Raw genomic sequence first — 12,551 nt, 5'->3', positions numbered from 1 at the left:
TGACCATGTCTGCACCTTTTCAAGCCGTGACTTTTCATGATCTGAGTGGTTCTTCCGAACTGCCAGCGGAGTTGTTCAAACGTACAGAAGCCGATTTATCCTTTTTCACCGAGCGCGTCGCGCCGATCATTGAAGCGGTGCGTACCGAAGGTGATGCCGCCCTGCGCCGTTTTGCCCGCGATTTCGACGGCGTTAGCGTGCCGCATATGAGCATCCTGGCGGAAGACACGGAATTCGAAACGGCATTCGAACGCCTCGATCCGCAGGTGGTGGAATCGATCCGCTTCGCCGTCGAAAACGTCCGTGCGTTCCATGAAGCACAAAAACCGGAAGATATGTGGATGAAAGAAATCCGCCCGGGCGCGTTTGCCGGTGACCGGCATGTGCCGATCGATTCCGTGGCCTGTTACGTGCCACGCGGTAAAGGCTCATTCCCGAGCGTATTACTGATGACCACCATTCCGGCGGTGGTGGCAGGCGTAAAACGCGCCATTGTCATTACCCCGCCGGGGCCGGATGGTAAAGTCGATGACGCCACGCTGGTGGCCGCACGTCTGGTTGGCATCACCGAAGTGTACAAATGCGGCGGCGCACAGGGCGTGGCCGCCGTGGCGTTCGGCACTGAAACCGTGCCGAAATGCCTGAAAATTGTCGGCCCCGGCAGCCCGTGGGTGGTGGCGGCCAAACGTCAGCTTTCCGGTCTTATCGACCCCGGTGTTCCGGCCGGTCCGAGCGAAAGTCTGATCCTCGCTGATGACAGTGTGGACGGCGCGCTGGCGGCGCTGGATCTGATTATCGAGTCTGAACATGGCCCGGATTCTTCGGCGTATCTGGTCACCAGCAGCCGTCGGGTCGCGGAACAGGCCATCGCCGCACTGCCCGGTTACTGGGCACAGCTCGACGAAAAACGGGCCGGATTCTCCCAGGCCGTATTGTGCGGAACGCATGGCGGCGTAGTGCTGACCGAAGATTTCGCTGCCGCCGTTGAATTTGTTAATCAGTACGCGCCGGAGCATCTGGAAATTCTGGCCGAGGAACCGATGGCTGTCATGGGCAAAATCCGTAATGCCGGTGAAATACTGCTCGGTAATTACACGCCGATCACGCTGGGCAATTTCGTTCTCGGACCGAATGCGGTTCTGCCGACTAACGGTGCCGCCAAAACTGTCGGACCTTTGTCTGTATTCGATTACATGAAACGGATCTCCGTAGGCTACGTCACCCGCGAAGGCTATCAGCCACTGGCCGATAAAGCGCACGCCTTTGCGTTGTATGAGGGATTCCCCGGCCACGCGCTGGCGGTATCGGCATTACGCACTGAGATCCTCAACAAAAAAGGCCAGTAATGATGAGCAATATGACGGGCAGTGAACCGCTGGCCGCGCAGGCGCGTCAGTTAGTGCAGGCGGGAGAATGGCAGCAGGCGGCGGACGTTTTGCGCCAGCTTATCGGCGAAGTGACCGGCGTGGCAGCCGGTCAGCTAACCATCAACCGCGATCAGTACAGCCTCAACTCCCTCAACGGCACCGTGACCCTTGATGATGGCCGCGCCCTGTTCTTCAAATATCACAATGAAGAAGGCGAAGATAAAACCATTGAGGAGTATTACAACGCGGAACTGTTGCGTGAAAGCGGCTTTCGGGTAGACGTGCCGGTGTATGCCTGCGGCGAGCCGGGACGGCAGATCCTGATGTACACCCTGCGTCATGACCGGCGCATGGCAGACATCTGCCGCGATATCGAACAACAACAGGCGTGGGATCAGGAAGCAGAAATTGAAGAAGCGCAGCGTCGCGCCGACCGCGATATTCTGACCCATACCCTGCCGACGCTGAAGCCCGGCCTGGTCAGTGCGGTGGCGGCCGAACCTGTCCATCAGTTGTTCTATCACCGTCTGATTTCTCCGGAAAACCCGGAAATCACTGCCGGTTTGGGTGGCCGTGTGGCCCGTTTTTACGTCGGTAAAACTTTCCGTCTGGAAGATGAAGAACTGGAATGGCAGACACTGAGCAACCTGCGCTGGGTGATCAACGGCGTGACCTATCAGCACAGCCTGCGGCAATTATTCACTGAAGCCGGGATCCGCCTGGCACCGTCAGCGCTGGCCGGACACGGTGTGATTACCGCGCACGGTGATGCGCATAATGCGAATGTCTGGTACGACACTTCGGAGGAAATTCCGCAACTGGTCAGCTTCGACCCGGCGTTTGCCGGTCGCAATATTCCGGCGCTGCTGGCGGAAATAAAAGCCACCTTCCACAACATTTTTGCCCATCCGTTATGGTTGTATGAGCCTTCCCGTTGCGGCGAACTTTACAAAGTAACCGTCATGAGACGGGGTGACACATTATATGTCGATCATAACTGGCAGTTAACCCCGCTGCGCGCCGCATTTTTACGCGATAAAGGTGAGGAATACTGGCAGCCGTTACTGGCGCAACTCGCCCGCCGCGGCTGGCTGCCGCCCCACTGGCAGCGGATTTTCCGGCTCGCCATGTTCTGCTGCCCGACGCTGGTCCTTGATTTACGCGCCGGGGGGGGCAGCGGCCATACACAGACCAGTTCCGCCCTCGGGCTGGCGATGGCAATGATGCTCGGGAGCGAACCGGTTGAAGACACTGATGAATTCAGCGACTGGCTGGCGGGGATCAGCCCGGCGGAGCAACCATTATGATATCTCCTTTCTCCCTGCAACGTTTCTCGCTGCAAGGCAGGCGGGTGCTGATCACCGGCAGTTCACGCGGCATCGGTCAGGCACTGGCTGCTGGCATGGCACAGGCGGGGGCCCGCGTGACGGTCAGCGGACGCGATATCACCACCCTGAATACCGTTTGTGAGCAGATCCGACGGCAAGGCGGTGATGCCACACCGCTGGTGCTGGATGTCACAAAACCCGCCACCTTTGCCGACGCTTTCGCCTCCCTGTCCGCGCCACCGGATGTGCTGGTTAATAATGCCGGTACCGAACAATTATGTCCCTCAATGGAGGTTGACGAAGTGCTATGGGATACCATTCTGACCACTAATCTCAAAGGCGCATTTTTCTGTGCCCAGGCCGCTGCGCGTCTGATGGCTGAAAACGGCGGCGGCAGCATTCTGAACTTGTGTTCCCTGACCAGCCAGGTCGGGGTGCCCGGCGCGGCTGCCTACGGTGCATCGAAATCTGCCATGGTTGGCCTGACACATACTCTGGCGACAGAATGGGCCGCCAGAAACATCCGCGTGAACGGTATCGGGCCGGGATATTTCAAAACAGATCTCACCGCTGAGTTTTATGATAACGCCAGCTGGTGCCAGCAGATGCAGGCAAAAATCCCGCTGGGAAGATTTGGTGAACTGGATGATTTGATCGGCGCAGCCGTGTTTCTGAGCAGTCCGGCAGCAGCCTATATCACCGGGCAGGTGTTGTATGTGGACGGGGGATACCTGGCGGGGATCTGATGTCAGACCGGACATCGAAGCGGTTTCTCACTTGCCGTGAGGGCTTTTTCGCTTGCAGCGTAGTGCAGGATTGAGACAATTTCGGTTTTTCAATAACAGTTATCACACAGCCTCTCATGCCTAAACCGACCAAAGAGGGCTATGACGAGCCCTCTTTGGAATCTCCACGTCTTAAACTGCGTGCTCCGCTCGCTGACAATGTTTCAGGTATCACAGCTATAGCCGCAAAATCCCGCCGCTGCGCGGTTCCCTACGTTCGGGTTACAACCCGCGTAAAAAGATACGCGGTTTTTCACCTCTCCGTCGGCGTGATTTTGGAACCGGCCGCAGCCTTCTACTTCACAACCTCACCTCTCTTGGTAAACCCGATCCGCCATTTTCTCTACCCGCGAAATCGCCGCATACAACGTCTCTGCCGTCACCTGCCCCGGCATATTCTCCATATCTGGCGCGTGCAGTGATGCCTGCACAATACTTTCCAGCTCATCCTCATTGAGATCTGCTATCTCACTCAGACGCAGCGGCACCGCGCAGGCCTTAGCAAGTTTGATCGCTTCCAGCAATTCCTCATTGCTGCGGTTTTCCAGCGCCAGCAGACACAGGTTGCCGAAACCGACCAGCAGGCCGTGGCCAAATTCGCGGGTTTTATCACACACCGTAAAACCTTCATAGATGGCGTGGGAAGCAGCGGCGTGCGCCCCGCTGCTCATCAGCGATGTCAGGCCCGCAAACATGAAAATGGCATCAAGCACCTGATCAAGTTCGGCGTTCGGTTTACCGGCACGGACCGCGTCGCAGGCCGCAGGGCCGTAAGATGCGATCAGGTCATAACAGATCCGGCTGTTGGCACTGGAAGAACGTGCGACGCCGCTCAGCTGACCGTGATGAGTGCTGATGGCACGAAATTCATACCATTTCGCCAGCGTGTCCCCAAGTCCAGCCGCCAGCCAGCGCAAAGGTGAAGCGGCCAGAATTTCGCTGTCGATAATCACTGCAGCCGGTGCCTGTGACAGCGGGAATAAATCCCGGAAATGACCGTCGTCGTGATAACGGATGGTCAGCGGTGTGACGGCCGCGCAGGTCGCAGCAATCGTTGGGATCGTGACGACCGGCACGTTAGTTTCTGCGCCAACCGCTTTACAGGTATCAAGAGATTTACCGCCGCCCACGCCAATCACGATATCGGCTTTTTTATCTTTAACGATTTTCGCCAGACGGCTGATATGGCGCTCGCTGCTTTCACCGCCGAACCATTCACTGCCGGCAAGTTCCACGGCAGAACCTTCCAGCTGATGACGGATTTTATCCCCCACGACGGCCAGTGACTGATGCCCGCCAATCACCAGCGCACGCGTGCCCAGCAGTGCGCAAATGTCACCAAGCTGAGAGATAACGCCGGGCCCGCGCAGAATTTGTGCCGGGAAGATAATATTCTGTGCCTGCATAACTGCCTCTTCGTAATGTTGTGTTTGACGGATCGGATGAAAATGCTCAAAGGATCTTTCTGTTCATTCAACTGCTTATGGCTGAAGACGTAACAAATGCGGCCCCAGCTGGCTGACCGACGTGCAACCAAGCTGCGCGATTGTGCGGTCAACTTCCTGCAAAATAATCTCCAGTGCCCGTTGCGCACCCGCCTCACCGGCTGCGGCGACGCCATACAGCATCGGTCTGCCGAGCAGGACCGCATCCGCACCGAGCGCCAGTGCTTTCACGACATCAGTGCCACGGCGAAAGCCACTGTCAATAAGGATCGTCGCCTGCGAACCGCACAGTGTCCGGATGTCCGGCAGCACTTCAAGCGCACTCACCGAGCCGTCAAGCTGACGTCCGCCGTGGTTTGACAGCACAATGCCATCGGCTCCGCTCGCAAAAGCAAGTTGTGCATCTTCCGGCGCCAGGATCCCTTTGATCAACAGGGCGCCCTGCCACTGACTGCGGATCCAGCGCAGAGTTTCCCAGCTGAGACGGGTATCCATCTGCGCCGAGAAGTAGCTCGCCCCACCCGCCCCGCGTTGCTTATCCGCCGGAACATAGGGTTTGAGATTGCCGAACCCAGGCATTCCCGCCGGTTTTAAGGTTCGCCATACCCAACCCGGATGCAGCGCAACATCAAGCATGCTCCAAAGCGATAGCTTCATTGGCCGCCGGTAATTACGCTTATCTTTTTCACGGTTACCGAAATGCACCGCATCAACCGAGACCACCAGCGTGGTGCAACCGGCCGCTTTCGCGCGCGCCAAAAGTCCGGCAGTGACGGCACGGTCTTTGAGCACATACAACTGAAACCAATGCTGCGGCAGGTTTTCTGCCGCGATTTCTTCAACCGATGCAGTTGAAACGGTGCTCTGGATATAACCGATACCCGCATGTTTCGCTGTACGGGCCAGCATGGCATCCGCACCGAAACGCAACATGCCGTTATAGCCGGTCGGCGCAATCAGCAACGGCGCTGAAAGGCGCTGTCCGCACACCGTGACGGATAAATCGCGCTGGCTGGAATCGTTCAGCACCGGCGGAATAAAGCGCCAGCGCCCGAAAATCTCCCGGTTGTCTTTCAGCGTTTGTTCATCATCCGCCCCGCCTTCGACATAGCTGAATGCAAAACGGGGCAATGCGCATTTCGCCTGCCGGCGCAAATCGTCAATGTTCAGCGCAACACGTTTCACGCTGCCCCCTCCGCCAGGATACATTTCAGGCTGTCGATAAACTGACGGTTATCCTGTTCATTACCGATGGACACGCGGATCCAGTTTTCATAACCGGTTTCCCGCCAGGGTTTGATAATTACACCGAAACTAAGCAAGCGTTGTGCCAGTTCTGTGGCCGGGCGGCCGCAATCAAAGAAGAGGAAGTTGGCATACGATGAGGCGACGTTAAAACCAAGCGCGGTAAGTTCTGTCGCAACGCGTCCGCGCTGCGTGCTGACCAGCGCAATGCTCTCGCGGACATGATCTTTATCCCGCAATGCCGCCACGGCAGCGATCTGCGCCGAACGGTTGATGTTGAAAGGCGTACGCACTCTGTCCAGCAGGTTAACCAGTTCAGGATGACTGGCTAAACCATACCCCACCCGCAACCCGGCCAGCCCGTACGCTTTCGAGAAAGTCCGCAGCACGATCCACGGTCGTGGCTGGTCAGCCAGTACGCGCAGACTGTCAGGGTATTCAGGATCGGTTTCGCAATATTCGAAATAGGCTTCGTCAATCACCAGCACACAATCCGCTGGCGCGGCATTAATGATACGGGCGAATCCTTCCCGGTTGAGCATGCAGCCCACCGGATTGGAAGGGTTGCTGAAAATCAACATCTTCGCCGGTCCGGACAGCGCGTTTTCCCAGGCTTCGATATCAAATTCCTGCTGTGCATTAACACCCACCATGGTGACATCGGCACCCATCATGCGCGGGAAGATTTCATGTAAACCAAACGAGGGGATCAGCGTGACCACGCGGTCGCCGGGGCTAAGAAACGCCAGCGCCAGCATATGCAGAATGTCTTCCGAACCGTTGCCGATAACAATATTTCCGGCTGCCACCCCGGTATCTGCTGCCAGCGCATCACGCAGCGCCATGCTTGATGCATCAGAATAAATCGCACTGAAACAGGCGTCCGCTTCTAATGCGGCCCTCGCCAGCGGACTGGCACCCAACGGATTTTCATTACTGGCCAGTTTGGCAACATGCGTCACGCCGTATTTTTTTTGCACAGCCTCTGCCGCAAGCCCGGCGTTATAAGCGCTCAGCGACCGTGCTGCGGGCCTTGCCAGTTTTTCCAGGAGCTGTTGCTGCTTTTCAAATACCGAATCAGAAACTGCCAGATCTGAAGCCATTATTCACCTCACGCTGCTAAGTTGCTCCCGAGTATGCCGTAAATCAGCGGTGTTTTACGCCTCTTTTTGCAGCATTTTCCGAATACTTTAGAAACAAAACGGGCAACGGCCTGCGCCGCTGCCCGTGAGTATTGTTCAATTTAATTTCCTGACGTATTAATCACTTACAGTGATGACTTACCAGGCATCGGCAAATTCAGATGATGGCGTTCAGCACAGTCTTGTGCCTGTTCATAGCCAGCATCTGCATGGCGCATCACCCCTGTCGCCGGGTCATTCCACAGCACACGTTCAAGACGGGCATCTGCTTCTCGGGTACCGTCAGCAACGATCACCATTCCTGCGTGCTGTGAGAATCCCATTCCGACGCCACCGCCGTGATGCAGACTCACCCAGGTTGCGCCGCCCGCCGTATTAAGCAATGCGTTCAGCAGCGGCCAGTCAGAAACCGCATCAGAACCGTCTTTCATGGCTTCCGTTTCACGGTTTGGTGAGGCAACAGAACCGGTGTCGAGATGGTCACGACCGATAACAACCGGTGCTTTCAGTTCACCGTTACGGACCATTTCATTGAATGCCAGACCGGCAAGGTGGCGCTCGCCAAGACCCAGCCAGCAGATCCGCGCCGGTAACCCCTGGAAGGCAATGCGTTCACGCGCCATATCCAGCCAGTTGATGAGGTTTGCGTTGTCCGGGAACAGTTCCTTCAGTTTTGCGTCGGTTTTGTAGATATCTTCCGGGTCACCGGAAAGCGCCACCCAGCGGAACGGACCTTTACCTTCGCAGAATAGCGGACGGATATAGGCCGGCACAAAGCCCGGAAAATCAAAGGCATTTTCCACGCCTTCGTCTTTGGCAACCTGACGGATGTTGTTGCCATAATCGACAGTCGGAATGCCCATAGCATGAAAATCGAGCATTGCCTGAACATGTCTGGCCATTGACGCACGGGCAGCTTTCACCACCGATTGCGGATCTGCCTGCCGCGCATCCTGCCATTTTTCCAGGCTCCAGCCTTCCGGCAGGTAACCGTTCAACGGGTCATGTGCCGAGGTCTGATCAGTGACAATATCCGGGCGCAGACCGCCTTCTTTCGCGCGGGCAACCAGTTGTGGCATCACCTCTGCGGCATTGCCCAGCAGGCCGACGGAAATGGCTTTTTTCTCAGCGCAGGCTTTTTCAATCATGGCCAGCGCTTCATCAATGCTGTGTGCTTTGTAATCGAGATAACGGGTGCGCAGACGGAAATCGATGCGCGACTCCTGGCATTCAATCGCCAGCACGCAGGCTCCGGCCAGTACGCCAGCCAGTGGCTGAGCGCCGCCCATGCCGCCCAGACCGGCCGTCAGGATCCATTTGCCACGCAGGTCACTGTTGTAATGTTGACGTCCCGCTTCCGCGAAGGTTTCATAAGTGCCCTGCACGATGCCCTGCGCACCGATATAAATCCAGGAACCGGCAGTCATCTGGCCGTACATCATCAGGCCGGCTTTATCCAGTTCATGAAAGTGATCCCAGTTTGCCCAGTGCGGGACAATGTTGGAATTGGCAATCAGCACGCGCGGTGCATCGGTATGCGTGCGGAAAACGCCGACCGGCTTGCCGGATTGCACCAGCAGCGTTTCGTCTTCACGCAGCTTACGTAAACTGTCGAGAATGCCTTCAAACGCCGGCCAGTTGCGCGCCGCTTTACCGATACCGCCATAAACCACCAGATCTTCCGGACGCTCAGCGACATCCGGATCGAGATTGTTCTGGATCATGCGGTATGCCGCTTCAATCAGCCAGTTCTGACAGCTCAGTTCCGTGCCCTGTGGCGCACGGATAACGCGGGCAACGGCCGTTTTTTGTGGAGCGTTCATCGTCGTTTCCTTCTCTAAAATAAGGGGTTATAAATCAGTCGGTATAAGACAAAATTGCTCAGGCAAAGCTTGGCAGCAGCGCTTCAATCGCAGCAGGCCAATGCTCGCGGGAAGCCCAAAGACGCATCATTTCAACGTCCGGTGCCATCAGGCGGTCTTTTTCAAGAAACGCTACGTTTTCACGGATCGCTTTCATTTCATTTTCCAGCGTGGCTGAACTGCGCAGCGGACGATGGAAATCAATACCTTGTGCGGCGGCCATCGCTTCTATGCCTACGACCACACTGGTGTTAAAACACATGTCCCCCAGACGGCGGGCGGCGTAGGTGGCCATGGATACATGATCTTCCTGATTCGCCGAAGTCGGCAGGCTGTCAACGCTGCCCGGATGCGCCAGCGATTTGTTTTCCGACGCCAGAGCCGCTGCGGTAACCTGCGCAATCATGAAACCTGAATTCACACCACCGTCATTAACCAGAAACGCAGGCAAACCGGAAAGCCCGGTATCAAGCAGCAGCGCCATACGGCGTTCGGAAATCGCACCGATCTCAGCGACGGCCAGCGCAATGATATCGGCGGCAAAAGCCACCGGTTCGGCATGGAAGTTACCACCGGAAATCACATCACCGTTTTCGGAAAATACCAGCGGGTTATCGGAAGCCGCATTCGCTTCGATGCGCAGAATGCGCGCAGCGTGGTGCAGATTATCCAGACAGGCCCCCATCACCTGCGGTACACAGCGGATGGAGTAAGGATCCTGTACCCGGCCGCAATCCGCATGAGACGTGACAATGTCACTACCTGAGAGAATAGCAGTCAACGCGGCTGCAACCCCCATCTGCCCCTGCTGCCCCCGGGCTTCGTGAATCCGCGCATCCAGCGGTTTCACTGAACCTTTAATCGCTTCGAGCGACAATGCGCCCGCCACCAGCCCGGCAGAAAATACACGTTCGGCCTCAAACAGGCCGGACAGTGCAAGAGAAGTGGAAACCTGAGTGCCGTTCAGCAGTGCCAGCCCTTCTTTCGGACCGAGTTCAAACGGCTTCAGACCCGCCGTCGCCAGACCGTCAGTTGCCGACATTTTTACGCCTTGTGCCGTAACCTGACCCTCGCCAATCAGCATCAGGGAAAGATGTGCCAGCGGTGCTAAGTCACCGGATGCACCCACAGAGCCTTTCTCAGGAATGCAGGGATAAACCCCGGCATTAAACAAAGCAATCAGCGCATCGATAATCTCAATACGGATACCGGAATGGCCGCGCGACAGACTCAGCACTTTGGTCGCCATCACCAGACGCACCACGTTATCCGCCAGATCCTTGCCAATCCCGACGCTGTGCGACAACACCAGATTGCGTTGCAGTTCCGCCAGACGTTCCGCCGGAATACGCGTTTGGGCCAGCTTGCCGAAACCGGTATTGATGCCGTAAACCACTTTTCCTGATTCAACAATGCGGGTGACCGTTTCCTGTGACGCCAGCACGCCCGCGCGCGCCTCCTCAGCCAGTTCAAGGCGAACATTGCCCTGATAAATCTTGCGCAGCATCGGCAGATCAACATGACCCGGTTGCAGGCGGCAAAGGGTTAACACATGGGATGAAGAAGCCATAATCTATTCCTGTATAGACAAGTTAAACCGGAAGTAAACCCGGCGAAGGACTCAGCCCGCCGGGTATATATGCATTACATGACGAATCAAAAACCTGTTATCTGCAGACACATGGCAACGAAATCAGTGTTCGATTGTCTGCATCGTTTCGGTCCGAATTTCTTCGGTAACCTGCGCTTTCAGCGCCATAAATTCCGGCGAGGTTTTCAGGGTATAGTCCCGCGGATGCAGGAAATTAACCGCCACTTCGGTTTTGATCCGCCCCGGTCGCGCACTGAAAATCGCCACTTTGTTAGCCATAAAAATGGCTTCATCAATATCGTGCGTCACGAACAACACGGTTTTGCGTGAGGATTCCCAGATCGATAACAGCAGTTCCTGCATCATCACGCGGGTCTGGTTATCCAGGGCGCCAAAAGGCTCATCCATCAGCAAAATTTTTGGATCATTCGCCAGCGCGCGGGCGATTGCGGTACGTTGCTGCATCCCGCCGGAAAGCTGACGCGGGAAATGCTGCTCAAAACCCCGCAGCCCGACCTTATGAATAAAGTAGTCGCTGCGTTCTTTTTGCGCTGCCTTACTTACACCACGCTCCTGCAAACCAAAACAGATGTTTTGCTCAACGGTCAGCCAGGGGAACAAGGTATAACTTTGAAAAACCATGCCACGATCGGCACCGGGTCCCTCCACGCGTTCACCGTCTAACCACACTTCGCCACGCGTCGGTTGATCCAGCCCGGCAACAATACGCAGTAATGTAGATTTACCGCAGCCGGAAGGCCCGAGGATGGTGATAAAGTCGTTTTCATTAACCTGATAATCCACCGGTAACAGCGCCTGTGTTTTCTCACCCTGCGGACCGGTAAAGATACGTTCAACCTGACGGACACTCAGTTTCGGATGGCTCATCACAATGAACTCCATACAAACAGGCGACGGTTGGCCGCTTTGAACAACAGATCGGAGAGCAAACCAATGCAACCAATCACGATAATGCCGAAGATCATTTGCCCGGTATTGAGCAGCGCCTGGCTGTTAACAATCATATGACCGATACCGCTTGAAGAGCCGATAAGCTCTGCCACAATCACGTAAGTCCACGCCCAGCCAAGCACGAGGCGCAGCAACTCGGCTATTTCCGGTGCCGCACCGGGAATGATTACCCGGCGCACGACACTCCGGTTGGTTGCGCCTAATGTATACGCAGCTTCGACCAGATCACGCCGCGCTGCACCTACGGTCACGGCCACCATCAGGGTTATCTGGAAAAAAGAGCCAATGAAAATCACCAGTATTTTCTGCATTTCACCAATACCCGCCCACAGGATCAGCAACGGCACAAATGCTGACGCAGGCAGATAACGGCAAAACGATACAAACGGCTCGAAAAAAGCCTCAATCAGTTTGTAAGACCCCATGAAGATCCCGAGCGGAACGGCAATGACGCAAGCCAGAATAAATCCACCCAGCACCCGCATGACGGTCATGCCGATGTCGGTTGTAAAATCAAAATCGGTAAACAGTAAAATACCTTCCTGCAACATACTCGCCGGACTGGCAAGAAATGTGGCGGAGACGAGGCCGGTAAACGTCACCAGCGCCCATACGGCAAAAAACAGCACAAAGAAACAGAACCCGAGGAACACGCGATGCCGCGCGGCAACCGGCCGCAAAGGCACCATCATGGGGTTATGCCAGACTTTTTTGCTTGCCGGCAACGGTGCCGGCTCACGTAAGGCTGACTCTGTCGTCATGGGTTGTTCTGCTGCCTGACTGACAGGAGTGTTCATATCGCCGTCCTTCATTG

General features: G+C 56.1%; 10 protein-coding genes. 3 read left to right on the top strand and 7 right to left on the bottom strand.

All coding sequences use genetic code 11. The features are described 5' to 3' along the window. Nucleotides 1-5 precede the first annotated feature (5 nt). The 3 genes from hisD to ETV65_RS01565 are packed head-to-tail and all read left to right on the top strand — an operon-like array spanning nt 6 to nt 3,441. The gene (hisD, locus tag ETV65_RS01575) at nt 6-1,346 is read left to right on the top strand and encodes a histidinol dehydrogenase (protein ID WP_129951252.1); all 1,341 of its coding nucleotides are present in this window, start codon (nt 6-8) and stop codon (nt 1,344-1,346) included. A 2-nt stretch (nt 1,347-1,348) separates the two neighbouring features. Then, the gene (locus ETV65_RS01570; protein ID WP_129952111.1) at nt 1,349-2,674 is read left to right on the top strand and encodes a hypothetical protein; all 1,326 of its coding nucleotides are present in this window, start codon (nt 1,349-1,351) and stop codon (nt 2,672-2,674) included. Further along, on the top strand, nt 2,671-3,441 hold the full coding sequence (locus tag ETV65_RS01565; RefSeq protein ID WP_129951251.1) for an SDR family oxidoreductase: 771 nt from the start codon (nt 2,671-2,673) through the stop codon (nt 3,439-3,441). Before ETV65_RS01570 ends, ETV65_RS01565 begins: the two co-directional genes overlap by 4 nt. Nucleotides 3,442-3,788: 347 nt before the next feature. Here ETV65_RS01565 and ETV65_RS01560 read toward each other — a convergent pair whose 3' ends face one another. The 7 genes from ETV65_RS01560 to ETV65_RS01530 form a co-directional block, all read right to left on the bottom strand. After that, nucleotides 3,789-4,886, bottom strand: coding sequence for an iron-containing alcohol dehydrogenase family protein (locus ETV65_RS01560; RefSeq protein WP_129951250.1), 1,098 nt, complete (start codon nt 4,884-4,886; stop codon nt 3,789-3,791). 75 nt (nt 4,887-4,961) lie between these two features. Then, a complete protein-coding gene (locus ETV65_RS01555) occupies nt 4,962-6,134 on the bottom strand; it encodes an alpha-hydroxy acid oxidase (protein WP_205951547.1) in 1,173 nt (390 codons plus the stop codon). Next, nucleotides 6,107-7,273, bottom strand: a complete 1,167-nt coding sequence (gene hisC, locus ETV65_RS01550; RefSeq protein WP_129951248.1) for a histidinol-phosphate transaminase — start codon at nt 7,271-7,273, stop codon at nt 6,107-6,109. Before hisC ends, ETV65_RS01555 begins: the two co-directional genes overlap by 28 nt. A gap of 164 nt (nt 7,274-7,437) precedes the next feature. Further along, nucleotides 7,438-9,135: a urocanate hydratase gene (gene hutU, locus ETV65_RS01545; protein WP_129951247.1), complete on the bottom strand. Its 1,698-nt coding sequence runs from the start codon at nt 9,133-9,135 to the stop codon at nt 7,438-7,440. A gap of 58 nt (nt 9,136-9,193) precedes the next feature. Further along, complete coding sequence (gene hutH, locus ETV65_RS01540; protein WP_129951246.1) at nt 9,194-10,744, bottom strand: histidine ammonia-lyase; 1,551 nt, start codon at nt 10,742-10,744, stop codon at nt 9,194-9,196. 123 nt (nt 10,745-10,867) lie between these two features. Further along, nucleotides 10,868-11,653: an ABC transporter ATP-binding protein gene (locus ETV65_RS01535; RefSeq protein WP_129951245.1), complete on the bottom strand. Its 786-nt coding sequence runs from the start codon at nt 11,651-11,653 to the stop codon at nt 10,868-10,870. Continuing rightward, nucleotides 11,653-12,534 (bottom strand): ABC transporter permease, encoded by an 882-nt coding sequence (locus tag ETV65_RS01530; protein ID WP_129951244.1) that lies wholly within the window; start codon nt 12,532-12,534, stop codon nt 11,653-11,655. Before ETV65_RS01530 ends, ETV65_RS01535 begins: the two co-directional genes overlap by 1 nt. Nucleotides 12,535-12,551 lie beyond the last annotated feature (17 nt).

The organism is Rahnella sp. RFA10(1/100), assembly GCF_004195115.1.
Classification (GTDB): domain Bacteria; phylum Pseudomonadota; class Gammaproteobacteria; order Enterobacterales; family Enterobacteriaceae; genus Rahnella; species Rahnella perminowiae.
This window is presented reverse-complemented; position numbering and strand designations above follow the sequence as displayed.

What these genes read in the sequence shown, in the direction of transcription:
- hisD (WP_129951252.1), top strand. Translation starts at nt 6, where the DNA reads ATGTCTGCACCTTTTCAAGCCGTGACTTTTCATGATCTGAGTGGTTCT.
- ETV65_RS01570 (WP_129952111.1), top strand. Translation starts at nt 1,349, where the DNA reads ATGAGCAATATGACGGGCAGTGAACCGCTGGCCGCGCAGGCGCGTCAG.
- ETV65_RS01565 (WP_129951251.1), top strand. Translation starts at nt 2,671, where the DNA reads ATGATATCTCCTTTCTCCCTGCAACGTTTCTCGCTGCAAGGCAGGCGG.
- ETV65_RS01560 (WP_129951250.1), bottom strand. Translation starts at nt 4,886, where the DNA reads ATGCAGGCACAGAATATTATCTTCCCGGCACAAATTCTGCGCGGGCCC.
- ETV65_RS01555 (WP_205951547.1), bottom strand. Translation starts at nt 6,134, where the DNA reads ATGTATCCTGGCGGAGGGGGCAGCGTGAAACGTGTTGCGCTGAACATT.
- hisC (WP_129951248.1), bottom strand. Translation starts at nt 7,273, where the DNA reads ATGGCTTCAGATCTGGCAGTTTCTGATTCGGTATTTGAAAAGCAGCAA.
- hutU (WP_129951247.1), bottom strand. Translation starts at nt 9,135, where the DNA reads ATGAACGCTCCACAAAAAACGGCCGTTGCCCGCGTTATCCGTGCGCCA.
- hutH (WP_129951246.1), bottom strand. Translation starts at nt 10,744, where the DNA reads ATGGCTTCTTCATCCCATGTGTTAACCCTTTGCCGCCTGCAACCGGGT.
- ETV65_RS01535 (WP_129951245.1), bottom strand. Translation starts at nt 11,653, where the DNA reads ATGAGCCATCCGAAACTGAGTGTCCGTCAGGTTGAACGTATCTTTACC.
- ETV65_RS01530 (WP_129951244.1), bottom strand. Translation starts at nt 12,534, where the DNA reads ATGAACACTCCTGTCAGTCAGGCAGCAGAACAACCCATGACGACAGAG.